Source organism: Vibrio sp. RE86, from assembly GCF_013114545.1.
In the GTDB taxonomy this organism is placed as follows: Bacteria; Pseudomonadota; Gammaproteobacteria; order Enterobacterales; family Vibrionaceae; genus Vibrio.
The window spans coordinates 326,164-351,866 of the sequence record NZ_VTXI01000001.1; the positions used below are offsets into that span (position 1 = coordinate 326,164).

At 44.6% G+C, this 25,703-nt stretch carries 25 protein-coding genes; 10 read left to right on the forward strand and 15 right to left on the reverse strand.

What is annotated here, in order from left to right; translation table 11 throughout:
- Window positions 1-145: 145 nt before the first annotated feature.
- Window positions 146-1,141 (reverse strand): porin, encoded by a 996-nt coding sequence (locus F0231_RS01495; protein WP_171757943.1) that lies wholly within the window; start codon window positions 1,139-1,141, stop codon window positions 146-148.
- Window positions 1,142-1,339: 198 nt separating this feature from the next.
- Here F0231_RS01495 and F0231_RS01500 point away from each other — a divergent pair, with 198 nt between their 5' ends.
- From F0231_RS01500 to F0231_RS01515, 4 genes are all read left to right on the forward strand, one after another.
- Window positions 1,340-2,125, forward strand: coding sequence for a LuxR C-terminal-related transcriptional regulator (locus tag F0231_RS01500; protein ID WP_171757944.1), 786 nt, complete (start codon window positions 1,340-1,342; stop codon window positions 2,123-2,125).
- Window positions 2,126-2,211: 86 nt separating this feature from the next.
- A complete protein-coding gene (locus F0231_RS01505; protein WP_171757945.1) occupies window positions 2,212-2,799 on the forward strand; it encodes a hypothetical protein in 588 nt (195 codons plus the stop codon).
- A 13-nt stretch (window positions 2,800-2,812) separates the two neighbouring features.
- Window positions 2,813-3,241, forward strand: a complete 429-nt coding sequence (locus F0231_RS01510) for a VOC family protein (protein WP_171757946.1) — start codon at window positions 2,813-2,815, stop codon at window positions 3,239-3,241.
- 9 nt (window positions 3,242-3,250) lie between these two features.
- Window positions 3,251-3,637: a VOC family protein gene (locus tag F0231_RS01515; RefSeq protein WP_171757947.1), complete on the forward strand. Its 387-nt coding sequence runs from the start codon at window positions 3,251-3,253 to the stop codon at window positions 3,635-3,637.
- Here the strand turns inward: F0231_RS01515 and F0231_RS01520 are convergent.
- The 7 genes from F0231_RS01520 to F0231_RS01550 form a co-directional block, all read right to left on the reverse strand.
- Window positions 3,623-4,429: a Cof-type HAD-IIB family hydrolase gene (locus F0231_RS01520; RefSeq protein ID WP_171757948.1), complete on the reverse strand. Its 807-nt coding sequence runs from the start codon at window positions 4,427-4,429 to the stop codon at window positions 3,623-3,625. The two genes, F0231_RS01515 and F0231_RS01520, sit on opposite strands and share 15 nt — an antisense overlap.
- A 167-nt stretch (window positions 4,430-4,596) precedes the next feature.
- Window positions 4,597-6,012: a YfcC family protein gene (locus tag F0231_RS01525; RefSeq protein WP_171757949.1), complete on the reverse strand. Its 1,416-nt coding sequence runs from the start codon at window positions 6,010-6,012 to the stop codon at window positions 4,597-4,599.
- A 282-nt stretch (window positions 6,013-6,294) separates the two neighbouring features.
- Window positions 6,295-7,887, reverse strand: coding sequence for a BCCT family transporter (locus F0231_RS01530; protein WP_171757950.1), 1,593 nt, complete (start codon window positions 7,885-7,887; stop codon window positions 6,295-6,297).
- Between the two features lie 195 nt (window positions 7,888-8,082).
- The gene (locus F0231_RS01535; RefSeq protein ID WP_171757951.1) at window positions 8,083-9,309 is read right to left on the reverse strand and encodes a glycine betaine/L-proline ABC transporter ATP-binding protein; all 1,227 of its coding nucleotides are present in this window, start codon (window positions 9,307-9,309) and stop codon (window positions 8,083-8,085) included.
- Complete coding sequence (locus F0231_RS01540; RefSeq protein ID WP_171757952.1) at window positions 9,302-10,201, reverse strand: proline/glycine betaine ABC transporter permease; 900 nt, start codon at window positions 10,199-10,201, stop codon at window positions 9,302-9,304. The genes F0231_RS01535 and F0231_RS01540 overlap by 8 nt, the downstream gene beginning before the upstream one ends.
- Before the next feature lie 92 nt (window positions 10,202-10,293).
- Window positions 10,294-11,283, reverse strand: a complete 990-nt coding sequence (locus F0231_RS01545; RefSeq protein WP_171757953.1) for an ABC transporter substrate-binding protein — start codon at window positions 11,281-11,283, stop codon at window positions 10,294-10,296.
- Window positions 11,284-11,503: 220 nt separating this feature from the next.
- The gene (locus tag F0231_RS01550) at window positions 11,504-13,255 is read right to left on the reverse strand and encodes an SgrR family transcriptional regulator (RefSeq protein ID WP_171757954.1); all 1,752 of its coding nucleotides are present in this window, start codon (window positions 13,253-13,255) and stop codon (window positions 11,504-11,506) included.
- A gap of 182 nt (window positions 13,256-13,437) precedes the next feature.
- On the opposite strand from F0231_RS01550, the gene F0231_RS01555 reads away from it, so the two are divergent.
- Together F0231_RS01555 and F0231_RS01560 are read left to right on the forward strand one after the other, a co-directional pair.
- A complete protein-coding gene (locus F0231_RS01555; RefSeq protein ID WP_171757955.1) occupies window positions 13,438-13,578 on the forward strand; it encodes a hypothetical protein in 141 nt (46 codons plus the stop codon).
- A gap of 173 nt (window positions 13,579-13,751) precedes the next feature.
- Window positions 13,752-15,188 (forward strand): coniferyl aldehyde dehydrogenase, encoded by a 1,437-nt coding sequence (locus F0231_RS01560; protein WP_171757956.1) that lies wholly within the window; start codon window positions 13,752-13,754, stop codon window positions 15,186-15,188.
- A gap of 3 nt (window positions 15,189-15,191) precedes the next feature.
- Here the strand turns inward: F0231_RS01560 and F0231_RS01565 are convergent, their stop codons facing one another.
- On the reverse strand, window positions 15,192-16,082 hold the full coding sequence (locus tag F0231_RS01565; RefSeq protein ID WP_171757957.1) for a LysR family transcriptional regulator: 891 nt from the start codon (window positions 16,080-16,082) through the stop codon (window positions 15,192-15,194).
- Between the two features lie 150 nt (window positions 16,083-16,232).
- Between F0231_RS01565 and F0231_RS01570 the strand changes: the two genes are divergently transcribed.
- From F0231_RS01570 to F0231_RS01580, 3 genes are all read left to right on the forward strand, one after another.
- Entirely contained in the window at window positions 16,233-16,952 is a 720-nt protein-coding gene (locus F0231_RS01570; RefSeq protein WP_171757958.1) for an SDR family oxidoreductase, read from the forward strand.
- Between the two features lie 215 nt (window positions 16,953-17,167).
- Window positions 17,168-17,953: a PilZ domain-containing protein gene (locus F0231_RS01575; RefSeq protein WP_171757959.1), complete on the forward strand. Its 786-nt coding sequence runs from the start codon at window positions 17,168-17,170 to the stop codon at window positions 17,951-17,953.
- Window positions 17,954-18,138: 185 nt separating this feature from the next.
- The gene (locus tag F0231_RS01580; protein ID WP_171757960.1) at window positions 18,139-19,272 is read left to right on the forward strand and encodes a tetratricopeptide repeat protein; all 1,134 of its coding nucleotides are present in this window, start codon (window positions 18,139-18,141) and stop codon (window positions 19,270-19,272) included.
- Window positions 19,273-19,339: 67 nt separating this feature from the next.
- On the opposite strand, the gene sstT is transcribed toward F0231_RS01580, so the two are convergent.
- The 6 genes from sstT to F0231_RS01610 form a co-directional block, all read right to left on the reverse strand.
- Complete coding sequence (gene sstT, locus F0231_RS01585; RefSeq protein ID WP_171757961.1) at window positions 19,340-20,560, reverse strand: serine/threonine transporter SstT; 1,221 nt, start codon at window positions 20,558-20,560, stop codon at window positions 19,340-19,342.
- A gap of 232 nt (window positions 20,561-20,792) precedes the next feature.
- Window positions 20,793-21,854 carry a ribosome small subunit-dependent GTPase A gene (gene rsgA, locus F0231_RS01590; RefSeq protein WP_171757962.1) on the reverse strand — a complete coding sequence of 354 codons (1,062 nt, stop codon included), beginning with the start codon at window positions 21,852-21,854 and terminating at the stop codon, window positions 20,793-20,795.
- A gap of 255 nt (window positions 21,855-22,109) precedes the next feature.
- Window positions 22,110-22,559 carry a copper chaperone PCu(A)C gene (locus F0231_RS01595; protein WP_171757963.1) on the reverse strand — a complete coding sequence of 150 codons (450 nt, stop codon included), beginning with the start codon at window positions 22,557-22,559 and terminating at the stop codon, window positions 22,110-22,112.
- A gap of 1 nt (window position 22,560) precedes the next feature.
- Window positions 22,561-23,148, reverse strand: a complete 588-nt coding sequence (locus F0231_RS01600) for an SCO family protein (protein WP_171757964.1) — start codon at window positions 23,146-23,148, stop codon at window positions 22,561-22,563.
- Entirely contained in the window at window positions 23,145-23,570 is a 426-nt protein-coding gene (locus F0231_RS01605) for a hypothetical protein (protein ID WP_171757965.1), read from the reverse strand. The genes F0231_RS01600 and F0231_RS01605 overlap by 4 nt, the downstream gene beginning before the upstream one ends.
- Before the next feature lie 87 nt (window positions 23,571-23,657).
- Window positions 23,658-24,200, reverse strand: coding sequence for a GNAT family N-acetyltransferase (locus F0231_RS01610; RefSeq protein WP_171757966.1), 543 nt, complete (start codon window positions 24,198-24,200; stop codon window positions 23,658-23,660).
- Between the two features lie 221 nt (window positions 24,201-24,421).
- Here F0231_RS01610 and F0231_RS01615 point away from each other — a divergent pair, with 221 nt between their 5' ends.
- Window positions 24,422-25,678 (forward strand): HD-GYP domain-containing protein, encoded by a 1,257-nt coding sequence (locus F0231_RS01615; RefSeq protein ID WP_171757967.1) that lies wholly within the window; start codon window positions 24,422-24,424, stop codon window positions 25,676-25,678.
- Window positions 25,679-25,703 lie beyond the last annotated feature (25 nt).

Here is a 25,703-nt window from a genome sequence, read left to right on the forward strand (position 1 = left end):
TATAAATAACCTGCACTTTAATGCGGAAAAATAGTTTAGATTTTATAGCGTTGAAGAGAGATAAGATTGACGGGATAAATGGTGGCGAGTAGATAAGAATTGGGGCAGCGCATCAAATAGACAACACTGCCCTATGGGGAGAGGTTTAGAACGCGTAGTACACGCCAGTCACTACTGTCATTGAATCATCTGCTTCCCAATCTGCTTCAGCTTGCTGATATTCAGCAAATGCTAGAATGTTCTTAGCGACTTGGTAATCAGCACCAATCACCCAGTTAGTTGTGTCACCTTCGTCATTACCTGTCATCGCTTTTACATCAACCATTGAGTAGGTCGTGTAGATGCGTGTCTTTTCGATCTTGTAAGACGCTGCTAGACCAAATGAATCCGCTTTTGCTAGCGCGTCTGTCTTGTAGAAGCCAAAGCTGTCAGTGCCTTCAACGTCTGCGTAAGTTGCAGCAAGGTAAACGCCCTTGAATTCTGTCGATGCAGATAGACCGTAAAGCTCAAAGTCAGCCTTAGCCGATGTTGCTGTCGCTTCTACTTCACCCGTGATGTAAGACGCACCAACGCTGAAAAGTTCGTGGTCGAAATCTGCAGAAAAGCCGTAAGTGTTGTCTGTGTCGTTATCAGCAACAGTATTTACATCAGCAACAAAAGTCATCGGGCCAAAGCTTGCTTTACCAACAAAGCCTTTACCGTCGCTCTCACGGTGGTTACCACCAATTGAGCCCATGTAGTTTCCTTCGTTTGTGATGTCGTCTTTCTCAATTGCATCAGCAGAGCTAGCAAGGTCGCCAACTTCACCCATTGCAACACCCCAAACGTCAGTCTTAACACCGATGAGTACGTCATCGAAGCGTGCATCAGAATCAGTACCTGTGTACCAAGATCCCGCTTCAATTTCAAAAGAAGTAAAGCCAGTTAACGTGTCCGTTAGCTTTTGCTCAGCATCCATCTGAACTTTTGCCCACATGTTTACATCAGCGTCAGTCTTTAAACCGTTGATGTCTGTTGTTGCAAGGTATCCATCAATCTCACCAGAGAAAGCCACTTTAGTTGTGTCAGTTTTGTAGATATCGCCAGCCATTGCAGGAGTTGTAACAGAAGCGATGAGTAGAGTAAGTAACGTTTTTTTCATGACCACTACCTATATATTTATTAGTTGTGTTAACAATTGGTGGTGATTCTGAAGTAAGAACTAGGTAAGAAATACCGTAGATCTACTGCAATAAAACAATGTTTTTTAAATTGCAGTAGTTTTACGATATGCTTACATTAGGTGAGTAAATGATTTTTATATGCTAGTAAGCGTAACAAGAACAAGGGGATAGGGTTTATGTCAGTAGAGCCACTGGGAGACTTTGAACGGCTGCTTATCAAGCAAACCAATACATTAACAACCAGCCACGCCGATCAATTTGCTCAAGTGTTCGATGATATCGCTTTGGATGCATTGAATTTTTTTGATTTAGACCGTCTGACGCTGTTCCCTAATTCGATTATCTCTCTTAATGAGGGGAAAAGTATGTCGGTTTCTCGCCCAAATGTACCTAAACTCGATCTGAAAAAATTCGCGCTCGGCAATTATGAAGAGTATCTAAATATCCTCAAAGTTCAGCGTCCTTACCAAATCTTTGATGCGGAGATGCTGAAAGTGCACCCGCTTGTTCCACTTCGTTTATTGTACAGAGAGGGAGCACGTTGGCATGGTGTGATTCAGCTGAAACTGTTTGGTCAAACATGGGGAGCATTAGCGTTTTCTCGCTTCCATGATGACGGCCGTCCCTTGGATGAAGCTGATATTGAAAGGCTAAAGCTGCTGTGTGATAGCTGGCTATGTTATTGGCAGAACTCAACCATCACGCGAAGCCTTGCCAACGAAGACACTCGTCTAGTCGATGAGAATGAAAAACTGCTCAAGCTGAGCAAAAAACAGTGCTCAGTTTTAGCCCTTCTAGCCCAAGGCTATACAGCTAAGCAGTGTGCGGAAAAGCTCTTCCTCAGCCCTAGAACTGTCGAGTCACATAAATACCGAATGCAAAATGCGCTAGGTTTTAGTTCTCATACGGAGTTGATTCAATTTGCGCTCAGAAATGGCTTCGCGGTTCGCGAGTCAAACTAGCGAGAGTCAATCGCTTAAATCTATAGGGGTTAGTGAAAATTTAGCCTATGATTCAATAAGATGAATAGATGGCTAAAGGAATGGCGATGAAGTGGATAATTGGTTTCGGTCTGAGTCTGTGGGTCAGCATTGTTTGGGCAGAACAAACGCAAGAGAGTGACCCCTTTGTTAATGTGAATATGACTTTGGAACTTGGAGGGATAGAGCAAGCGATCCAAGACACTCGTCAGTCCCTAGATACTATTGGTTCGGCGCTATCGGATATTTCCAAAAGTGAGAACCTCAGCCCTGAGCAACAAGCGTTATTGGGCGATACTATCAACAATCTAAACCAGTTGGTGGTGCTCTCTAAACAATCGGTTGAAGCATTACCACACACGTTTGAGCAGTCAAAACAAGCACTTGATACCAACAGCCAACGATTTTTGGATGATCTCCGCTTTCAAGCGTTATTGATCATTGCAGCTGTAGGTGTGGTTATTATTGCCATTATTGGTGCTATTTTCTGGTTTGTATTAAAACCTATGCAGAGTACCTTGGTCGACACAACCAAGAATATATCGTCGATGGCGAGTGCCATTAAGAGCACCGCTGAAGCACTGGATGCTGTGTCTAAACAGCAACATGAAATCGCGCAGCGACTTGAGTCGGTCAATAGTGGAAGCACAAATTAAAGGAGCGATTTTCATGGAACCGAGAGTCAGTATCATCACCCTTGGCGTTAAAGATTTAGAGCGTTCTTACCAGTTTTATACGCAATTGGGGTTTCCTAGTTCGAAAACGCCAAAAGATGGAATTATCTTCTTTAAAACCGGCGGAGTCTGTTTAGCGTTATACCCTTTGGATGCGTTGGCGGAAGACGTATCGCCCAAAATGAGCATTACTGAACAGGGTTTTAGTGGTGTCACACTGGCGCACAATACACGTTCGAAACAAGAGGTGGATGAGATTCTTGCTAAAGCTGTTACGCTAGGAGCAAAGCTTGAAAAACCTGCTCAAGATGTCTTTTGGGGAGGATACAGTGGTTACTTTTCTGACCCAGATGGCTATCTTTGGGAAATAGCGTTTGGAGATTGCTGGGAGTTTAACGACGACGGTTCATTAGTCATTGATTAGGAAGATAAAGTGAAGTTACAACGTATTCACCATGTTGCGATAATCTGCTCAGATTACGCTCAATCGAAGCATTTCTATACCCAAGTACTTCAACTCGACGTTATCGCTGAAAACTATCGAGAAACTCGCGACTCTTACAAATTGGATCTGGCTCTGCCTGACGGTGGCCAAATTGAGCTGTTTTCCTTTCCTAATCCACCGAAAAGGCCATCAAGGCCTGAAGCGCAAGGGCTTAGACATTTGGCGTTTACAGTCGAATCGGTAGAGCAGTACAGCAGGTATCTAGCAGAGCAAGGCTTAGAGGTTGAACCTATCCGAATTGATGAGTTTACCGGTAAGCCGTTTACCTTTTTTCAAGATCCCGACGGCTTACCGTTAGAGTTATACCAGGCCTAGTAGTTCACGTTTAATGACCTGCAGCACACCTGCATCTTGGTTACTTGGTGCGCTGAAGCGAGCGATCTCTTTAATTTTTGGATGGGCGTTATCCATCGCGTAAGAGTGATAGCTAGCTTGCAACATTTCAAGGTCATTAAGGTAGTCGCCAAAGCTCATGGTCTGCTCATGAGTAAAGCCTAAGCTCTTTTGTAAGTGCTCAATCGCAGCCCCTTTTGATGCTTGGGCGTTCATCACGTCTAGCCAAATCTTGGCGCTGACAACAACTTGATGACTCTCTCCAAAAGCTTGATTGAATGAAGGGAAGACATTCGTTTCGGTCCCTTCGAAATGACACACCGCAATTTTGATAAAGTCGTCGTCAACAGTAAGCAGGTCATCGACGTACTCGCATCGCTTATAGTACTTAGAAAACTCTTTTAATGCCTTTGGATCTTTGGTTTCGATATAGGCGGACTTTTTGCCACATAGAACAATATGAGAGCCTTCAATCGCTCGTGCTTGCTCAATGATGGCTGTGATAGAAGGTTTGTCGATTTCGCAGCTGTAGAGCTCTTGGCCTTTGTGCATCACCATAGTGCCATTTTCCGCAATAAACATCATACGATCTTTCAATGGTGCAAAAGTCTCGATCAAGCTGTAGTACTGACGGCCAGAAGCGGCAGCAAAGATAATGCCTCGCTCTTCTAACTGAGTGTAGAGTTCAAAGATCTCTGGGTTGAGTTGGCTATTTTCATCTAGAAGTGTGCCATCCATATCGGTGGCGACGAACTTAATATTCTCTGTAGTCATGGTATCGATCTATGTACTTTAGTAGGGCTTGGTTATTGATACTTTGGCTAACTTACAGGAGTTCTATGACGACTCAAGTGATTTAAGTCAATCGTTAAGAAAAGTCTAATAAAAAGGCCTGAAACAATCGTTCAGGCCTTATCGAACAGTGCTGAATGTTTATAAACTTAGAATGGACCTAATTCGATCATCTGCGCGATCACGACGGCCATCAGGGCTGCTACTGACCATACCAAAAACAGCGGTAAGAAGAACCTGACCCACTTTCCGTAAGGAACTTTAGCAATCGCTAGTACGGCGAGTAAGCCCCCGTTTGTTGGGTAAATGTAGTTAGAAATACCATCACCAAGCTGGGAAGCTAACGCAGCTACTTGACGAGTCACGTCACCAATATCGGCCAGTGGAATGATGATAGGCATGGTGATTACGGCTTGGCCACTGCCCGATGGAATAAACAGATTGATCAGTGCTTGTGAAAGATAGATACCTGCTGCTGCGACCAGTTGAGAGCTACCTGAAATCATCTGAGCCAGATAGAAGATGATCGAGTCAACAATGCGAGCGTCTTCCATGATGGTCAGTACTGATCGCGCAAAGAAGATAATCAGAACCGCAACCAACACATCTGCACAGCCTTTGGTCCAGTAATCGCAGATCTTGTTTGGTGATAATCCGCCGACGAGACCAGGAATAATCGCCATTGCAACAAAGCTACCTGCAATTTCGGTAAAGCCAAAGTTCATTGTGAGCGTACCGAAAATCATGTAGCCAAACACCAGCAAGAACGCGACGCCTGCAAGCTTTTCACGTGTGGTGAGTGTTTTGGTTTCGATGTTTGCATCGTAGCTATAGCCGCTGCCGTGAAGCAAACTTTGGCGAGGATCGCGTTTTACTTTGTTGGCATAACGCAGAACGTAGACAGCGCCGGTCAGTAGCATGAACATACCGACGATAAAGCGATACCACATACCTGAGTAAAGGGGCAGTTCTGCTATCTTGTGTGCGATACCAGTAAAGAATGGATTTGCCAGAGCCGCTGCAAAACCTGCACAGCTTGCTAGTAAAACAACGCCCAGTGCGGTCATCGCGTCATAGCCAAGCTTGATACAGATCGGGATCATCAGCGAGATAAAAATGACATCTAATTCACGCATGCCTGTAAAAGTTACGTTGAAGAAGATCGCCGTCATAATGACGGGTGCAATGACGTAAAGGCCTTGTTTATTAAGCTTCGTGGTCAAAGCAACTACAGAGGCATCAAGTACCCCCATGCGTTTAATGACACCAAATGCGCCCCCAACGAAGAAGACGACCCCCATAACACCGGCGGCTGATTTAAACCCTTTGAAGAATGATTCAAAAAATGAAGAAAGGGTTGTTGGATTGCTTGGTAACTGAGTAAAGCTGTCAGGGTCGATCATGGTGCGTCCATCGACCACCACACGTTCAAACTCACCTGCTGGGATGAAGTAGCTCGCAATTGCAGCCACAATGACCATGATGACAAGAGATAAGAACGGATGATTCACTTCTTTCTCTTTGGCTGGTGGATTGGCTACAGATGCGCTTGCATTAATTGTCATAGTTTCCCCGTTTTAGTTTTAACAACAACTGAAACTGATCGATCGGGGTAGAGTGCTTCCGTGACATGTGCCAAAAGAGCGGCTTTTGGCGGTTTTACATATCGATAAATCAGTCAAAAGCGGCGAAGACTACCAATTGTGAGAGGTATGTCAAACTTTTAAGCGTATTTTATTCTAATTCGAGCTGTAAACAACGGCTTAGTAAAAAGGGAGGAGGGAGAGGAGGGTGACTAGAGATAAAAAAGCCTAGCGAAGAGCTAGGCTTTGAAGAGATTGCTGCGCTTATGCGTAGCTGATTTTGTTGTGTTGCAACTCTGAGCGTAAACCCAGTAGTAAGCTCCAGCACATCATCAATAGAATAAAGGCAAATGGTAACGCCATAGAAACGGTGCCTGCTTGCAGTGCCTGAATCGATTCTGTTCCGCCAACCCAAAGTAACACTGCGGCGATTGCGCCACCAATCACAGCCCAAAATACACGCTGTGGAACCGGTGAATCCACTTTACCACCAGAAGTAATACTGTCGATTACCAAAGAGCCAGAATCTGATGAAGTAATGAAGAACACCATGATAAGGCCAATTGATACGACTGAAAGTAGCGTACTCATTGGTAGTGCATCGAAAGTGTGGAAAAGAGACAGAGTAATGTCTTGTAGACCATTCATGCCAATCTCACCGACCTTGTTGGCCACTTGGTCAATCGCAATACCGCCAAAGATGCCCATCCAAATAACAATGACTGTCGTTGGGATAAAGAGAACCGCAACAATAAACTCGCGAATGGTACGACCCTTAGAAATACGAGCGATGAACATACCGACAAATGGTGACCAAGAGATCCACCAAGCCCAATAGAAAACAGTCCAACCTTGCATCCAAGTTTCGTCTTCACGACCGTGTGGGTTGCTCAGTGGGATAAAGTTTTCAATGTAACCCATCAATGCGGTAGGAATGGCCTTCATACCGACAATGCCGCCAGCAATTGCGACAAAGATAAGTAGACACAAAGCAACCACCATATTGATGTTACTTAATACTTTTACACCACCGTTAATGCCACGCACGACAGAAATCGTCGCAAGCAGAGTAATCGCGGCAATCACAGCTAGCTGCGTACCGATTCCGCCGTCTATACCAAAGACGTGGTTAATACCACTTGCTGCTTGTTGTGCACCTAAACCAAGAGAAGTCGCTAGACCGAACAGTGTCGCAAGAACCGCAACAATATCGACAATATGACCAAACCAACCCCATGTTCTATCGCCAAGAATTGGGTAGAAAATGGAACGGATTGAAAGCGGCATACCTTTGTTGAACGTAAAGAAAGCAAGCGCTAGAGCAACAACGGCATAGATAGCCCAGCCGTGAAGACCCCAGTTATAAATGGTTGCGCCGAGAGCCAGTTTTTGTGCCTCTTGAGAGTAAGCTTCTACGCCAAGTGGAGTCTCATACCAACCTGTAAAATACGCTAAAGGTTCAGCAACGCCCCAAAACATAAGGCCGATACCCATACCAGCGGCAAACAGCATCGACATCCATGAAAGGTTTGAATGTTCTGCTTTGGCTTCACTGCCACCAATACGAATCTTACCGTAAGGAGAAACAATAAGGGCAAAACAGAAGAGAACAAACAGGTTCGCCGACCACATGAAAAAACCATCGAAGTTGCCGATCACTTTCCATTTCATTCCGTCTAGAGCTGCTTTTGCGGCTTCTGGTTCAGCGACCAAAAGAGCCAGTAAAAACAAAATTATTGCGCCCGCACTGATGCCGAAAACGGGGTTGTGGACATCAAATCCCCACTTTTGGACGTTATCCTGACCAACTGTATAGTCGGTACTTTCAATGCTATACCTATCCTTAGTACTACTCATTAATCCTCACACAATAGTTAGAGTTCGAAGTATATTGTGCGGTCAGGTTAACAGAGTAGTGGTAAAAACTAAAGGTAGATCACAATAAAATCGAGAAAAGCCCTAATGTTTCAGGGCTTTTTAGGAAGAACTCTAAAGGTTAGAGAACAATTGAAAATCAGCGGAATGCCTTGTGATATGTAGCCTTGCGGTACACTATGAGGCTTTATCCAACTTTGGGGTATCCGTGGTTTCCTCCTCGTTCGTATCCGAGAAAATTTCTGCTACGGCACTGCGTTCAAGTTCACCTTGTAGGTTGCCTTCGTCATCAACGACGGGTAGAGAATAGTCGTAAGACATGGTGTCAACCAACACTTCCTCAATAGCAGCGTCTGGAGAAACAGAAGGCACTTCTTCATAGATGTCTTGATTGATCTCGTCATGAGCCGTTTCTTTCGCGGCATCAAGCAGTCCCTCTTTGGTCAAGACACCCTGATAACCGTCGTCAGTTACGTGATACGCATAATCCTGTTTAACACGCTTCATTTGAGTGATCGCTTCTTGAATCGTGTTGGCGGTGATTCGATAAGCGGGTGGGTTCATGACGGTTTCTACCGTTAAGGCACGAGCACGATTAACGTCTTTCACGAATGCTTCAACGTAATCATCAGCAGGGTGCAGAAGGATTTCATCAGGCGTACCTTGCTGGACAAGTTCACCATCTTTCAGTATTGCAATGCGATCGCCAAGCCTTAGTGCTTCATCTAAGTCGTGAGTGATAAACACGATGGTTTTATGTAGCTTCTCTTGAAGTTCGATCAATTGATCTTGCATCTCACTTCGGATTAACGGATCAAGCGCAGAGAAAGCTTCATCCATCAAAAGAATTTCTGCATCTGTACACAGTGCTCGTGCAAGCCCAACACGTTGCTGCTGACCGCCGGACAATTGAGAGGGATATTGATTCTCATAACCTTTCAATCCGACCGTTTCCAGCCATTCGTTGGCTTTCGAGAGTCGCTGTGATTTTTCAACACTTTGAATCTCAAGCCCGTAGGCGACATTGTCTACAACGGTGCGGTGTGGAAGCAGTCCAAAACGCTGGAAAACCATCGACATCTTGTGACGGCGAAACTCCTCCAACTCCTTCTGGTTAAGCTTCATTACATCGGTGCCTTCAACCAATATTTGGCCTTCCGTTGGATCAATCAGTCGGTTGAAGTGGCGAATAAGCGTAGACTTGCCTGAGCCAGATAGCCCCATAATGACAAAGATTTCACCCTGTTTAATGCTGAGGTTGATCTCTTTAAGGCCAACGGTATGCCCAGTCTCGGCAAGAACCTGATCTTTACTATCACCTTGTTTGACACGATCCATGACCGATTTCGGTTTTGCACCAAACACCTTGTAGAGGCCACTGATTTCGATAAGAGGTTTAGTCATGTTTCATATCTCCAAGGTGAGCCTGTGTGCGTTTAGCGTAAGCTTGAGAAGCACGATCGAATAAGATGGCGAGAGCCACAATGGCGAAACCGTTGAGCAGACCAAGAGTGAAGTACTGGTTTGTAATGGACTTGAGAACAGGCTGACCAAGACCTTTTACGCCGATCATTGAGGCAATCACCACCATAGACAGCGCCATCATGATCGTTTGGTTGATGCCTGCCATGATGGTTGGCATAGCAAGAGGAAGCTGTACGCCAAACAAACGCTGTTTTGCACTGGCTCCAAACGCGGTGGATGCTTCAAGCACCTCTTTGTCGACCAAGCGAATGCCTAAGTTGGTCAAACGTATTACTGGTGGAATGGCGTAGATCACGACAGCGATCAAGCCCGGAATTTTACCAATACCAAGTAGCATTACGACTGGGATTAAATAGACAAATGCAGGCATGGTTTGCATGACATCAAGCATGGGTGTCACAACAGATTGAACCCTGTTTGAACGGGCCATTGCGATGCCGATTGGTATCCCTAATACAATGGAGAGCATGGTACAGACAGTAATGATGCTGAGTGTTCGCATCGTGTCTTCCCACATTCCGAAATAACCAATGAGAATGAGCGAGACAAAACAGCCTAAAGAGAGCTTCCATGAACGACTAGCGATATAAACAAGACCTGTACAGACCGCAAGAATGATCATCCAAGGCGTTGAGATAAGGAGTTTTTCAAACCAGATAAGAAAAGAGAGTAGAGGATCAAAGAATGACTCGATTAAGTCACCATACTCTCGGGAGAAATCTCGATAAGCGCCATCAAGTGTTTTGCGGATTGCTCTTAGATCAGAGCGCTCCATCTCAGGAAAGCTGTTGAACCAGCTATCATTTGACATCAATAAGTTCCTTTTATTCTCGCTCACTACGTATGGTAGTGAGCGAGTACATCTAAAGCATAGTGTCTAGCACTATAGGAGAGAAACGATTCTTACAGTGCTTGCTTCACTTTATTCGCAACGTCTTGTGGAACCCACGCTTGCCAGATTTGTGGGTACTCTTCTAGGAAATGGAACATCGCTTCCTCACCATCAGCTTGGTTGTCTTCCATCCATGCTAACAGTTGGTTCATATCTGCGTTGGTAAAGCCGCGCTTAGAGAAGTATGAGTATGCTTCTGGGGCACGAGTTGCAAACTCTTCAGTTGTAATCGTATGCACTGGTGATGGTGGGTACATTGTAGGTTTAGGCTCGGCACACTCTGGTTGAGTCGTACAGCCAACGAACTCTTCTTCGTTTACGCCGCTACCAAAATCGACTTTAACCATGTTGTACTTGCCCAATACGGCGGTTGGTGCCCAGTAGTAGCCAAACCATGCTTCTTCACGCTCGTAAGCTTTAGCTATCGCACCTGAAAGACCAGCACTTGAACCTGGGTCAACAATCGTAAAGCCTGACTCTTTTAGACCTAGTGCAGTAAATAGGTGACCCGCACTAATTTGACAGTTCCAGCCCGCAGGACAGCTGTAAAACGCTGAGTTGTCTGGATCTTCTGGGTGTTCAAACAATTTAGCGTGTTTTTTTACGCCCTCTATCGTTGCAAGTTCTGGGTGCTTATCTACTAGGTATTTCGGTACCCAGAATCCTTCTTCGCCGCCGTCAACGAGAGATTTGCCAGCATAGCGAAGGCGTTTTTCGGCCACACCTTTATCGAGCGCATCTTTCAGACTGTTACTCCAAAGTTCAGGAGCGACATCAGGCTGGCCTTTTTCAATCATGGAGGTGCCGGTTGGCATGGTATCGCCAGGGATCAATTCGGCTTCACAGCCATAACCATGTTCAAGAATAAATCGGTCAACATTGGCAATAACGGTCGCTGAGTTCCAGTTCATGTCCGCTATCGTCACTTTGCCACATTCCTCTGCTTGGCTATGGAAAGCGGTTGCGCTTAGGGTTAGTAATGCAGCCGTTTTTAGTTTCATTTTAATTTCCTTTTTAATGAATACTTTATAAAAATAGCGAATTGATATTTAGAGTTCAAATTATTGTGTATTAGTTATGATCCAAATCTGACATTTATCAGCTGTAAAAAATGCGCTCAGCTCGCATTTTTACTGGCTTTATTACTACCTTTGCGGCTTTTTAGACACTTTTGTTACGAATTATATTTTGAGTTCAAATTATTAGAACTGAATGAAAGAGTTAGTCTGCTGACCAGACATTTTTTATGTCAGGCCATCCCCAGTTCGTCAGCGCGACATCTTTTAGTACACCATGAAAGCGCAATGTTTGGCGATGGTGGAAAAGTGGTGACAACCAAAACTGATTGATAAGCGCTGAGGCAATCGGCTCTAGTGCATCTAGGTAATGGTCTAACGATGTTTGTGTTCTCAACTGATCGAGCTGTGTGATAAGCCACTGTTTCGACTCTTCGCCTATGCAGTTTTGAACGATTGGGTTGTGATAAAGGTTGTTAAACGCGGAAGCATGACGGTTATCGTCAAGGTTAAGGTTAGTGATGATCAACGACTCTTTCAGTTGGCTGGACATGGAGAGGGCAGTGAGTTCTCGGTACGAGTATGAGTGAATAGACACAGTGACTCCTTGACTCTCTAACAGGTGCTTAACCGCAAGCGCACAATTCCACAGTGAGCTGTAATCGTACACGGCAATGTCTAGATGTTTAGGAAGAGCAGCTTGAGGCATTTCAGGGCGCGCAATGTTATGCCACATCGGCAGTAAGTTATGGGCGATCTGGCAGCCAAACAAAAGGTTGTTGTTGTCTAGGTAATCATAAACTTTTGTCGGTGTGAGATAAGTCGACAGGTATCTACGTTGCGTATCATCGAGAACAACGTCGGCGCATTGATTGAACAAGATGAACATACAGCCGTCCTCGGTTCTACTCTGTTTAACGTCTTTTTCAATGGTCTTACTTACTGCGTGAGAGACGTAGTAGTTGCATCCTTTGCTGTATTGAGCGCCGGGCTGATTGGTTTGTATCTGTTTGTTTTCTAGTTCGGACTCTTCTAAATGCCAGATAGTGACTTGTTCAGTCAGTGCTCGGCAGGCGTAGTAGCGGTCAAATGCTTGAAGGCAGAGCTTGGTGTGGGAGTGTTCAGTGACTTCAAAAGGTCCAGATCCAATCACCAGATTGTTGGCGGAGTCATTGACTTGGCTTGGGGGTTGGATGGAGTACTTAACCCCAGAAATAAGGCCACCAAAACCTTGGTCTGGCTGAGATAGCTTGAACACCACTTTATTATGAATCGGCGCATAAACGTCTTGTAAATGGCTCAATTCGCTTTGGTAGTCTTCAAGTGCCATAAGCTTGTTAAATAGGTCAACAATGCATTGAGCATCAATGCGGGCACCATTGTGAAAAGTGAGCCCCGGACGAAGGTAAAAAGACCATTCCAAGTTGTGTTCATCGTAGTGCCAGTGGTGTGCAAGCTGAGATTCGAGTCCACCTGTGTATGAACTGCTAACTAAACAGCAGTATATTTGTCGAATCAGGTAGCGTTCACTGGAACGGTGGAGTTGATGAGGAACTAGCCTCTCAAACGGTCGTTTGTAAGTAAGCTGAATGTGCAATAAACCTTCGCGCATTGAGGCGCCAGATGTGCTCTGCAGAAGTCGACCGAATGCAATTTCATCGTCATCAAGGATAGAGAGCGCCTTTTCATATTTGCCCTCCATAATACGTTTGGCAGCAAGCAAGCCTTTTAGATCTTCAAGCTGGTGATTGAGCACTAATGTCGAACGTTGATTTCTGCCGGCTTTAGGAATCCACGTTAACCAATCCAATTGCTGCATCTGACTCAATAAATTTCGCGCATGCCTCGGACTGGTAAATAGCAGCTCAGCCACCATAGGAAGTGCGGTTTTAATCTCTTGGCCAATACCCAATGGAGCAAGGCGAGCGTAGTAACGGATCAAATTTAGGTCAGACACAGGAATCTCTATAAAAAACTCAGAACACTTTCACTAAGTTTGTTCCTTATTTACCTCAAATTCTAGTATTTGAACGCTAATTCTCTTAAATGAGTGCGATATGGGGAAGGAGATTAAATAAAACTGTCTCTTTTTGTGTTCCCCTTTAAGCGGCAAACTGTACCGCAGCTAAGGAGGAATTTATGAGTACAGCCCCGAACCCAAGTAACCAGAACAAAGGCGCAATGAAAAGCCATTATCTGAATAGGTTGGATAAGAGTACATCGATGTTGGAGAAGGTTGCGATTCTAACGTTACTAAACCTGATGTCTGTGTACCAATAAGATTAAAGTGGCACCAGTAGGAACATGCTCCTGACCCCCACGAACAATTCTCTGGTGCCGCTTTACCCTACAACTATGATGAGCAATATATTGGCGTGAGATGCAAACAAGATTTTACGCTCAAGAATGGCTACTATTGTTCAATATAGAGTAAAAATTCAATGGCCTGTCTTATGGAAAAAGTAGTAGACCTTAACAAGTGGCAAAGAGAGCACGTTAAATCGGAACAGGATCTCCGCCTGCTCTATTCGGAAGTTCAGACACACTACGCTAACGATCCTGCTTCGAACCTCAGCCAGCGCCTTGATCTTCTCGAAACCCTTAAATTTGAACTGCTAGGCAACAAAGAAAAGCTCGTCGCAGCATTAACAGAAGACTACGGTTTTCGCAGTGAGTTCGACAGTTTGATCTGTGACCTCCTCCCTGCCATCAACCATATAAACTATACCCAAAAGCATCTCAAGAAGTGGATGAAACCGAGCAAGCGACACAGTGGTCTGCTTCTGATGCCATCGCGCGTTCGAGTTGAATATCAGCCAGTCGGTGTTGTTGGAGTGATAGTGCCATGGAACTTTCCTATTGTCTTGAGTATTGCGCCGATAGTGACGGCACTGGCGGCGGGCAACCGAGTCATGGTCAAACTTAGCGAACATACTCCAAATACGAATCAAGTGTTGAGTGAGATATTCTCAGCCCTGAATGATCATGTTTATCCTGTAGAAGGAGAGGCAGAAATAGCGCAGTACTTTTCTTCCTTGCCCTTTGACCATTTGATTTTTACTGGTTCGACTCAGGTTGGTAAGTTGGTGGCCGTTGCAGCAGCAAAAAACCTCACACCGGTGACACTAGAGCTGGGAGGAAAGTCTCCAGTCATTATTGATAAGGATGCCGACATTAATAAGGCTATCGACGCGATCTTATTGGGAAAATCGGTTAATGCTGGCCAAATATGTGTCGCACCGGACTATGTTTTGGTGCCACAGGGTAAAGAACTCCCTTTTATTGAACGTTACCTAGAGCGATTCTATCAGCTGTATGCGAAAGAAGGCCGTTTGTTTGAAGCCACACATATTGTTAATGATGCTCAATTTGAACGTTTGAAGTGTTATCTGAAAGACGCAAGCGATCACGGTGCGACCGTCCATTCAGTGGAGTATGTAGAGACCACTGGACGTCAAATGCTGCCACAGTTAGTGACAGGGGTGACGGATAAAATGCGCTTGATGAATGAAGAGATTTTCGGCCCTATCTTGCCGGTAATAGGATATCGACAAGTAAGCGAAGCGATTGCGTTTATTAACGCAAGGCCGAGACCGCTAGCACTCTATTTGATGTCGGATGATAAGTTACTTCAGCAACAAGTGATTGAGCAGACTCACAGCGGCGGCGTTGCGATCAACGATACTTTGCTTCACGTTGCTGCCGATGACGCACCATTCGGCGGAATAGGAGAGTCTGGCCTCGGTCATTATCATGGTGAAGAAGGTTTCCGCACCTTCTCCAAAGCGAAAACGGTTCTGAGCACGCCCTCTTGGCTACCAAGAAGCTATCTTCTTCTCAAGTATCGCAGTCTTGCAGTGAGTTTCATTGGTCGATTGTTTTTACGTTAGTCGTTAAGAGTCAAAATGGGTTTTCACAAAATCGATGAAGGCTCTCAGGCGTTTTGGTTGATAGCGATCGCGATGATAAATCGCTGAAAATTCGACACTAGGAATTCGCCACTCTTCGAAAACCTCAATGAGCTGCTTAGTTTCAATCTCTGATTGGCAATAAACTTGAGGAACACGAATGATGCCGTGATGGTTAAGTGCTCCTTTTACTAACACTCGTCCGTTCTTACACTCAAGGTGACCACGAATAGCAATCTCACTTTGCTCGTCTGTTTTTGAATGCTTAAACCCCCAACGTTTGACTGAGCCAGTTAAACAGTGGTGCTCAATAAGATCCTTTGGGTGTTTGGGCTGCCCAAACTTTTGCAAATATTGAGGAGAAGCGAGAGTAGACATTTCAATATCCATTAGCTTACGCGCAACAAAACCAGAGTCCTCGAGTTTCCCCATTCTAAATGCGATATCAAAATCCTCCTCTAACAGATCGACTCGATAGCTACTGAAATCGAGATTGATCTGAACATCGGGGTATTGAAGCATAAAGTCTAAAGCAAGCTGAGCCATAACCTCTTCGCCCAGATAACCGCCTACACAGTTTACTCGAATCTCACCTTGAACTTTCTCCACGTCGTCTACTGCGGCAAGTACGGCTTGGTCAATGCCGTTGAGTGCTTGCTCACATTGAGTATAAAGCTGCTTACCCGCTTCAGTGAGCTTCAACGTACGTGTCGTACGAATCAACAAGGTCACTTTCATTTGACGTTCAAGGTTGCTGATTTGGCGAGAAACGTGGGAGCGAGAAACGTTCAATGTCTCTGCTGCACGAGTAAAGTTACCGAGTTGTGCGATTAAAACAAACGAACGGATATCAGCTAAGTTGACATTATTGAGCATACGCGACCTCCAAAGAGTACTGATATCATTGTTGCACTATGGCAACAGTGTTTCAACTAAAGTGATATATATCAACAAATAACTTTTTCTTAATATACCTCCATCGCAGCGAGACGAGCTGCTTAGTTATTATTTAGAGGAGTTATTAAGATGAAAAAATTAATCGTAATCACAGGTGCTAGTTCAGGTATTGGTGAAGCTATTGCTCGTCGTTTGAGCAATGAAGGACATCCTCTGCTTCTATTAGCTCGTCGTGTTGAACGCCTAGAAGCTTTGAACCTTCCAAATACACTGTGTGAGAAAGTAGACGTAACAGATAAAGCGACCTTCGAAGCGGCAATTGAGAAAGCGGAAGCGAAATTTGGTCCTGTCGATGGTCTTGTGAACAATGCCGGTGTAATGCTTCTGGGACAGATTGATACTCAAGACGCGACTGAATGGAAGCGCATGTTTGATGTGAACGTATTAGGCCTTCTTAACGGTATGCAAGCGGTTCTTGCACCTATGATGGAGCGTAACAGCGGTACAATCATCAACATCAGTTCGATTGCAGGTAAGAAGACGTTCCCAAATCACGCGGCTTATTGTGGTACTAAGTTTGCGGTTCACGCTATCTCAGAAAATGTACGTGAGGAAGTGGCAGCGTCAAATGTACGTGTTACAACGATTGCCCCAGGTGCAGTTGAGACTGAACTACTTTCACATACTACGTCAGAAGACATCAAAGGTGGCTACGACGCATGGAAAGAAGATATGGGCGGTGTGTTAGCTGCAGATGATGTTGCACGTGCAGTTGAGTTTGCCTACGCACAACCACAGAATGTTTGTATTCGCGAAATTGCGTTAGCACCAACTAAGCAACAACCATAACTTTTTGTTTTGTAGAAGGTCAGCAACAGCTGGCCTTTTTTGGTTTCTAATCATGCGGTTTGATTGTGAGAATAACTTGACACAATTGGGGAAATTGAATTTAATCGAATTACTAACTGTAAATTAATTGTGTAAGTTGGGAGCTTTGAACCAACAAGGATTGTACATGATTGATGGTTAACATATGGTGCTTAATAATACAGGGATGATCAACGATGACAGAGTTAGCGCAATGTGATAGTGGAAATCCGACGGCAGCGGCTGCCCCGAATAGAAACGCAGTGAATGACAGTGACAACAGTGTCGAGCAATCAACATCAATTTGTTACGGTGAAGATGCATTTCAAAATATCTTACCTCAATGTGAAGTAACAGGGATTGTAACCACGCCCACTGGGAAAGTGTTAAAGTTTCGAACCAAGTATATTGGTTTTCATGCAAACAACATTATCATGATTGAAACGCCTTCGATCTCAGCTTCAGATTTATCCCAATATATATGTAGAAGTTATATCATCACCGCATGTATTACCTCTTCTAAAGGTAGCGGAGAGCGTGTCTATTTTAAAAGCACCATTGAATACTTACTGACAGGCGGCAATACAAGCCTAATTTTGATAAAGCTCCCCCATGCAGCACAAGTTGTCACAGGACTGAGGGAGAATGCACGCCTTGATATCAACCTACCCGCGACGCTGTTTTCTAACCCAAACAATTACTCATGTAACCTCAATAACATCTCACGAACAGGGTGCTTGATTGTCATTGAAAAAGGCAAAATTCATTACAAAGTCGGCTCTGTCGTCAACCTAAAAATCTTAGACAATGGAGATGGAGAGGGGAATGATGATCTAAGTGTGCAGGCCGTGGTAAAAAATATCAGCCAAACTCAACGCTATGAGAAAGTAGGCGTGCGGTTCGAGGATGAATGTGTCGATAAGATCAGTGCTTTGATTGAACGGTTACATTACTGCTCCGTTGAACAAAAGTTTATGCTTTAGAACGATGTCATTGGTCATCAGCGTTGAATCCGGGCCCTGCTCGGATTTTTTTATGGTGATGGAGACAAGACATTTCATCAGGGCCTGTGCGTACATTCAGTTTGTGATGTATGATTTCGGTTCTTAATAATTTTGCCTAACAGCCGATAACGTGTTGTTCAGACAAAAAACGTAAAAGAGAGCAAATGAATATTATTGGGATTGCCATTGGGGTAACGGGTTTACTGCTACTTGGCATGTTTATGTGGATGCTTGCTTTATCAATGCGGAAAAAGCGACTTGAAAAAGAGCGACGTGAACGAGAAATCGCTTATCGAAAAGCGGTTGAACGCAGTCGTCGTCAAGAACGAGAAGAGCGCGTGATGAAAGCAGAAGGTGGGCACATCCCGACAATTCTCTATCTCGCTAAGCTGTCTGAACGTAGTAACCCGAAAGAAGCCCTTTACTGGTACAACAAAGCAGCCAACTTAGACAACATCAATGGTATGTACGGTGTGGTGCGTATTAGCAATAAGATGCAACAAGACGTTATCTTAAAAGAACAAGCTAAGTACTGGAAAGTGTGCATTAAAGCACTCGAAGGGAGTATTCCACATAAGTTCGAAATGGGCCAAGCATTAATCAATGGTCGAGGGACGGACCTGAATGTGAGCAAAGGTCTTTCGGTCATGCAAGCCGCTGCAAAAGACAACCACATTGATGCCATCTTGTTCTTGGGTGATTGGTACTCTTCAGAAAACGACAGAGATCCGGTTAAGTCTGTCTCTCTCTACCGTCGAGCGGCGGAACTTAAAAGTAATGAAGGGCGCATGAAGCTAGGCTTGAACTATATTCGAGGGATCGGAGTTGCGAGCAACTTTTCTGTTGGTTGTTATTGGTTGGAGCGTGCCGCCGAGAAAGGTTATTTAGAAGCGATGTATCGAGCCGGTGAAGCATGGATGGATCAGCGACCAAACGGTAATTCCATTAGTTATATCTGGTTATTTTTGGCGGCGCAGTTGGGTTACGAGCCTGCAAAAAAACTACGAGATCAGGTCGCACAACAGATAGGGGTTGATACTGTTGTCGGTTTACAAAGTTTGTCTAAGCCGATGTTGAAAAAAATTCGTGATAAGAAGGTTGGTAAACACTCAATCATTAAGGCGTTAAATAAGCTCTATAAACGTGATATTCCTATTGAAGATTTAGATGCTTCATTGATCCAAGAGAACGCAGAGCAACCTACCCTTGAGAGTGAAACTGACGAAAACTCGGTCGAACTTGAGGCTCCTAATCGTTTAGATTTTTCGCAATCTCCGATGGATAACTCATCCAAATAAATTGTTTTTGAACAAAAAAATGGCCTCGTAGAAATACGAGGCCATTTTTATATCACAAAGTAATGTATTACTTAGTCGCTTTTTTCTGCTTTGATTTACACACAGCAGCGGTAAAGACTACGTCGGTTGAGCTGTTTAATGCTGTTTCAGCAGAGTCTTGTACAACACCAATGATGAAGCCAACCGCGACAACCTGCATTGCGATCTCATTCGGGATACCGAAGAGGCCACAAGCTAGTGGAATCAAAAGAAGTGAACCGCCAGCAACACCTGAAGCGCCACATGCCGATACCGCTGCGACTACGCTAAGGAGCAGTGCAGTCAGTAGATCAACCTCAATACCCATTGTATGAACGGCTGCGAGAGTCAGTGTAGTAATCGTGATTGCAGCGCCAGCCATGTTGATGGTCGCACCAAGAGGGATAGATACAGAGTAGGTATCTTCATCCAGTTTTAACTTCTCACATAAAGCCATATTTACTGGGATATTTGCCGCGCTTGAGCGTGTGAAGAATGCTGTCACACCTGATTCGCGAATACATTGCAATACTAGCGGGTATGGGTTCTCACCTGTTTTCACCAAGACAATGATTGGGTTGACCACTAGAGCAATGATCGCCATTGAGCTTAATAGAACAACCAGTAGTTGAGCGTAACCAGCTAATGCTTCAAACCCTGTAGTCGCCAGCGTTGCTGAAACTAGACCAAAAATACCAAAAGGCGCTAGACGGATAATGAAGCGAACGATTTGAGATACGCCATTGCTTAAGTCTTCAAAAACCGCTTTGGTCGTGTCAGAAGCGTGGTGAAGAGCAAGACCAAGACCGATCGCCCAAGCCAAAATACCGATGTAGTTTGCATTCATCAGTGCATTCACAGGGTTATCGACCAGTTTAAATAGCAGTGTATTTAGGACTTCCCCGATACCTTGTGGAGGCGTTGCGCCTTCTGCACCAGAAACAAGCGTTAGAGTCGTTGGGAATAAGAAGCTAAGTACAACTGCGGTTAACGCTGCAGCAAGTGTACCGAAAAGGTAAAGAACGACAATAGGACGCATATAGGTGTGTTGGTTTTTCTTTTGATTGGCGATCGATGCCGCAACCAAAATAAAAACAAGAATAGGAGCGACCGCTTTAAGGGCGCCGACAAACAGGCTTCCAAGTAGACCCACACTCTGAGCATGCTCTGGAGATACAATCGCTAGTCCGACACCTAAAATGATACCAGCTAGGATCTGCAGAACCAGATTGCCGCGAGCAAAACGGGCAATAAGTGAGTTGTGTTGCATAGTTATCCCTACAGTGAATAGTTTTATAGATTTGTAGTAATTTCAGTTATTGAAACTGAACCGGATATACTAACGGCTTGAAATTATGTGTCTAGAATTATTTGAAAAATAGCATTAAAAGTTACCTTTTCAGGTTTGTTGTTAATTTTATGTTGTTTCGGTGTGTGTTTGGTGAGGTGTTATTTGTTTCGCAATGAAAAAGGGGCGCAGGCCCCTTTTGATAGATGAAAAGCTAATAGCCGCCTTTCTTAGCAGAACGACCGGCTCCTTGAACTTTTTTGTAGAACTTAGTCTGTTGCTTGAATGTCGCTCGCTTTTCCGCAATCGTTGCGCTGTTTCTTTGTTGTTCACGTTGCAGCTTTTGATAGTTTCTCAAGCGTCTCTCATCAAGTTCCCCTGACTCAATGGCTTCACGAACACGGCATTGCGGTTCATCAAGATGCTGGCAATCGCTGAATCGGCACTGACTCGCATAGCCTTCTACGTCTGAGAAAGTTTCAGCAACGCCATCAGCACAGTCGATGAGCTGTAGCTCTCGCATTCCAGGAGTATCGATCAAAACCGCACCACTTGGCATGAAATGCATAGAGCGGCTGGTCGTGGTGTGCCGACCTTTGCTGTCATCTTCTCGAATTGATCCCGTTTGCTGCGTCTCCTCCTGTAAAAGAGTGTTGACCAATGTTGACTTTCCAACGCCTGAAGAACCCATAAAAGCAACGGTCTTTCCGCCTTGGCACCAAGCACTGAGTCGTTCGCACTCTTTAGAGTCTAAAGCGTTGAGGCTTTCGATCATCAGCAATGGATCGAGCTTTTGAACGAGCGAGCGTTTTTCTGCTTCGTCGCTGGCTAAATCTGCTTTAGTCAGAACGATAACAGGTTCTACTTGTGCTTCGTTTGCGATAGCGAGATAGCGCTCAATACGGCTGAGATTAAAATCGTCATTGAGTGAGCAGACAATAAACAGAGTTGTCACGTTTGCGGCAATCAATTGTTCACTCACTTTGCTACCTGAAGCTTTGCGATGAAACAGAGATTGTCGTTCTAGTAGACGGACGAAACCGTGTTCATTATTAACGAGCAGCCAATCACCAACGGTCATTGACGGTAAAGCTTTGTGTATCGGTAACGTTATCTCACCGAACTCACTAACGAGTTTATAGCCGCTACGATGGTGCTCTGTGACCCTTGCCGCGCAGTATTGCTGTTCAAGGTCGTCAAGTGTGAGTTGTTGCTGAAAAAGGTTATTCCAACCAAGTGTGGCTAATGGCACTGATTTATTGTTTTTGGTATTCATTATATGCCCCAAAAATACAGAATATCTGTATGAATTAGAATTCATTAGGGTCTTAGACCCCGGTTGCGTATCACCGGGCAATTTGAGGGAAGGGTAGGCGTGGCCTTAAAAAGTGGCTTGAGTTAAACGCGCTTCACCTGCTTTGCCGGGCGGGTATTTAATACAATCATCGTATCCTCCTAGGATTTGTTGTTTACCCAAGCATCATAACAAAAGAGGCGAGCAATTGCCCACCTCTTATCCGTTGAAATGCATTCAGTGATTGTGGTGTTTCATTCCACTCATTACTTTTTTAATTGGTGCGGTGAAGGTTTGCTTGTCACCATTAGCAAAAGTGATTTGAACATCGATCTCTTCACCTTCTACTAGCGGCTTTTTCAAGTTAAACAACATGATGTGTAGGCTGCCTGGCTTAAGCTCTACGCTGCCGTTTGCTGGAATTTCGATGCGGTCGATTTGACGCATCTTCATCACATCGCCCTCTTTTAACACATCATGTAACTCTACTTTATCCGCTGCGTCAGTCGAAGCCGCGACAATGTAACGTACTTGCTCGCTACGATTCATGATTTCAGTAAACACGGCGCTAGTCGCTGCATTTGGCGGAGTCGCGCGTGCATAAGCATGGTGTGTCATGACATCCATTTTAGCTTGTGCGACCGGGCTTAGCGCTAGTGTTGCTAACAGAAGGGCTTTTAATTTCATTCTAATGACCTTGTGAAGTAATGGTTTTAAAGGCTTCAACCAGTGGGGCTGGCGTTAAGGTGTGTGGCACTTTGGTAATAAGCGTGCCATCTGGTTTTAAAAAATAGAAATAGGAGCTGTGATCAAGCGTGTATTTGAGCTCGGAGTTTTCTAACTCTGTTTTTCGAAAGATAACACCATATTGATGAGCAATCGGCTTGGTCACTTCAAGCGGGGCTGATAGTCCTTCAATCATCGGATGAAAATATTGCGCGTACTTGAAAGAGTCTGCGGCGGCGTCACGTTCCGGATCGAGCGAGATAAATATTGGGCGAAACTGTTGTTTTGTCTCGTCATCCACCTGATTCAGCGCCCCTGCGAGCATTGCAAGCGATGTCGGGCAGACGTCTGGGCAACGAGTAAATCCAAAGTAGACTACTCGGGTTCGTGTATCCTGAGGATCGAAGAGTTTGACTGCTTGGTTGTTCTCACCATACAGAGTGACAGTCTCGTCAGTCGAAACCGCGTTTGATTGAGTATCTAAATAGTTTTTTACACCTACGCCCAAGGCAAACGCTGCTACTAAGATCAATGCCCATTTCTTGTTCATCGTTCCATCCTTACCGAAGTTTTTATCGAGGTGCTGCCGTCAGAAATAGTGCCATACCAGGTCATTGCTTCTGTAGTACATACGGGAAGAATGATATCGCCACGGAATTGGCCAGACTCGCTTTTCTCTAGTTTGAATACGACAGTGCCCATATCCATCTCCAAACCTTGAAGGGATACGAGAAGCTCATCACTTTCAACAGGCCAATCAACAGAAACAGTAGTAGGGACTAGAGGTTGGCTGGTGTCTTTACTCGCTTGGAGTTGAGTTTGGCCTTGAATACATGGTGAAGTGCTCAACAAACAATACTCTTCTAAAGAGATCGGTTCATCTTTTGCGTTTATCCAATTCACAATATCACTAGCGAAGAATCCACCGCTTACCGCTACGATCAATAAAAGCAGTTTTGCTACAGAAGGCATTGGGTATATCCATAGGTTAATATCGGGCGCAATCCTAGCATAATGATTTATAAAGCATTAAGTGAATGATTCAAACTGTGCTCGGAATCAACGAACGCAATCCGATTTCTGAATCCCATAGATAGTGTGGTCGAGTACTCTATCACCGATTTTTTCTTGGCGGGTGAGGATACCTTCTAACGTCATCCCGACTCGCTCTGCTACATTACGACTGGCAGTATTTTCGACGGCAGCGGAGAGTTGTACTTTCTCAAGCCCTAGTTGATCAAAGGCAATGCGAATCAGATGTTTGACGACGCGAGTGACGATCCCTTTTCCTTGATGTTTCTGGGATAACCAGTAGCCAATCTCGGCCATTTGAGTGTCGTAGTTGATGGTATTAAAACTGCAGTTTCCCACAACTTTGCCTTGGTAAATAATCGCGCAGGTCATCGACTTTCCATCTGCGTATTCTTGAAGTACACGCTGAACAAACAGTCGAAAGTCTTGTTCACTTTGACAAAATCGAGGCCAAGCTAACCATTGAGATAAATATTCACTTTGCTCCGATACAATTTCAGCATAGTGCTCGGCAAACGATTCTTGAACGAGGGCGATAGAAACCTCATCATCAATTCTTTGCGAAAACATAGACACCCCTAATTAAGTTACCTCAATCAACGTATCAAATTATGAAAGTGACCGCTATAAGGTATTGTTGTAATTTGATTTTCTTTCTAGCACAAAAAAACCGCACTACGTTGCATAAGTCACAAATTTGTTAATAACCATGGTATAAATATGGTTTATGGATACCACTTTCGTATACCCTCTAGCGCATAATTAATATTTATAAAATAATTTACGTCAGTATGGAATTCAGTGGTGTAGACGTGCGTGTTGATTTACGTCGTTTGTTGTTCGAAATTGCTTATGCCTTAGATGCGGTTGGTTTTGATGATATCTATCATGGCCACCGAGTGGCTTACATTGCTCATCGCTGCGCAGAGAAAATGGGATGGAGTGACGAGAGATGCCAACTTGTCTTTTCTTTAGGCTTAATTCACGATTGTGGTGTGTCTGACGGCGAAGAAAGAGGTGAACTACTTTCAACTTTTACGCCAAAAGGAACGAAGCCTCATTGCATCAAAGGGTATGAACTTCTCAGTGAGTGCAAGCCGTTATCTATTCTCGCTTTACCGATTCTTTATCACCACACTTGGTGGCAGCAACTTCAACATATCGATGATATTAATGATGAAGACAAGCAGCTTGCGGCGCTCGTATTCATTGCCGACCGCTTGGATTATTTGCACAGTCGTTGCCCTCTTGACGGTTATGGTAATTTGAGGGCAGAACAGAAAGCAGCCATTAAGAGCGAATTATCATTGCATGCAGGGACGATGTTTGAACCGAAGTTCGTCAAATACATGAATGAACTCATTGAATGCGATGACTTTTGGTTTTCGATGGACTCTCGTCATATTGAAAGCATCGCGTATAAGTTCTCGAGTTTGCCTTTATTTGCGAATCAGGTCGGTTTGGAAGAGTCGATAGAGGTTGCGGAATTATTTGCCCAGATTGTTGATGCGAAAAGCTCGTTCACTTATCACCACTCAAGGTATGTTGCAGAGTTGGCAGAGTATCTGGCAAAGCAGTTAGGGTATGCGCCAAGAACGCAGAGAATGCTCTACCTCGCAGGACTGATTCATGACATCGGTAAACTAAAAACCCCGAGCGCGATTTTACATAAACCGAGTGCGTTGACGGATGAAGAGTACTGCTGCATTAAGCGACATGCGACCGACTCAAGGCACGCTTTAGAGAACATGTTTACAGATTCTATCGTGATCGAATGGGCTGCAAACCATCATGAGCGTTTGGACGGTTCAGGCTATCCGTTAGGATTAAGCGGTGAGCAATTAGATGGACCAAGCCGATTGGTTGCCGTTGCCGATGTATTTCAAGCGCTCACGCAATCTCGCCCTTACAGACCTGGGTTGCCTTTATCTAAAGCGGTCGGAATTATCGAGGCTCTAGTAGAGAATCATCAACTCGATGATAAGGTCTTCCAGTGCTTATTGGATAATGCTCAAGAATGTTATCGGATTTCTACGGGACAGGAATAGTTCACCAGTGCTGCCATAGCACTGG

Bases quoted from the DNA above. Each gene is read 5' to 3' on its own strand.
- F0231_RS01535 (WP_171757951.1), bottom strand. From the start codon at position 9,309: ATGACTAAACCTCTTATCGAAATCAGTGGCCTCTACAAGGTGTTTGGT.
- F0231_RS01615 (WP_171757967.1), top strand. From the start codon at position 24,422: ATGGAATTCAGTGGTGTAGACGTGCGTGTTGATTTACGTCGTTTGTTG.
- F0231_RS01545 (WP_171757953.1), bottom strand. From the start codon at position 11,283: ATGAAACTAAAAACGGCTGCATTACTAACCCTAAGCGCAACCGCTTTC.
- F0231_RS01555 (WP_171757955.1), top strand. From the start codon at position 13,438: ATGAGTACAGCCCCGAACCCAAGTAACCAGAACAAAGGCGCAATGAAA.
- F0231_RS01510 (WP_171757946.1), top strand. From the start codon at position 2,813: ATGGAACCGAGAGTCAGTATCATCACCCTTGGCGTTAAAGATTTAGAG.
- F0231_RS01580 (WP_171757960.1), top strand. From the start codon at position 18,139: ATGAATATTATTGGGATTGCCATTGGGGTAACGGGTTTACTGCTACTT.
- F0231_RS01575 (WP_171757959.1), top strand. From the start codon at position 17,168: ATGACAGAGTTAGCGCAATGTGATAGTGGAAATCCGACGGCAGCGGCT.
- F0231_RS01570 (WP_171757958.1), top strand. From the start codon at position 16,233: ATGAAAAAATTAATCGTAATCACAGGTGCTAGTTCAGGTATTGGTGAA.
- F0231_RS01495 (WP_171757943.1), bottom strand. From the start codon at position 1,141: ATGAAAAAAACGTTACTTACTCTACTCATCGCTTCTGTTACAACTCCT.
- F0231_RS01520 (WP_171757948.1), bottom strand. From the start codon at position 4,429: ATGACTACAGAGAATATTAAGTTCGTCGCCACCGATATGGATGGCACA.
- F0231_RS01540 (WP_171757952.1), bottom strand. From the start codon at position 10,201: ATGTCAAATGATAGCTGGTTCAACAGCTTTCCTGAGATGGAGCGCTCT.
- F0231_RS01595 (WP_171757963.1), bottom strand. From the start codon at position 22,559: ATGAAATTAAAAGCCCTTCTGTTAGCAACACTAGCGCTAAGCCCGGTC.
- F0231_RS01565 (WP_171757957.1), bottom strand. From the start codon at position 16,082: ATGCTCAATAATGTCAACTTAGCTGATATCCGTTCGTTTGTTTTAATC.
- F0231_RS01530 (WP_171757950.1), bottom strand. From the start codon at position 7,887: ATGAGTAGTACTAAGGATAGGTATAGCATTGAAAGTACCGACTATACA.
- F0231_RS01525 (WP_171757949.1), bottom strand. From the start codon at position 6,012: ATGACAATTAATGCAAGCGCATCTGTAGCCAATCCACCAGCCAAAGAG.
- F0231_RS01605 (WP_171757965.1), bottom strand. From the start codon at position 23,570: ATGCCTTCTGTAGCAAAACTGCTTTTATTGATCGTAGCGGTAAGCGGT.
- F0231_RS01600 (WP_171757964.1), bottom strand. From the start codon at position 23,148: ATGAACAAGAAATGGGCATTGATCTTAGTAGCAGCGTTTGCCTTGGGC.
- F0231_RS01505 (WP_171757945.1), top strand. From the start codon at position 2,212: ATGAAGTGGATAATTGGTTTCGGTCTGAGTCTGTGGGTCAGCATTGTT.
- sstT (WP_171757961.1), bottom strand. From the start codon at position 20,560: ATGCAACACAACTCACTTATTGCCCGTTTTGCTCGCGGCAATCTGGTT.
- F0231_RS01560 (WP_171757956.1), top strand. From the start codon at position 13,752: ATGGAAAAAGTAGTAGACCTTAACAAGTGGCAAAGAGAGCACGTTAAA.
- rsgA (WP_171757962.1), bottom strand. From the start codon at position 21,854: ATGAATACCAAAAACAATAAATCAGTGCCATTAGCCACACTTGGTTGG.
- F0231_RS01610 (WP_171757966.1), bottom strand. From the start codon at position 24,200: ATGTTTTCGCAAAGAATTGATGATGAGGTTTCTATCGCCCTCGTTCAA.
- F0231_RS01500 (WP_171757944.1), top strand. From the start codon at position 1,340: ATGTCAGTAGAGCCACTGGGAGACTTTGAACGGCTGCTTATCAAGCAA.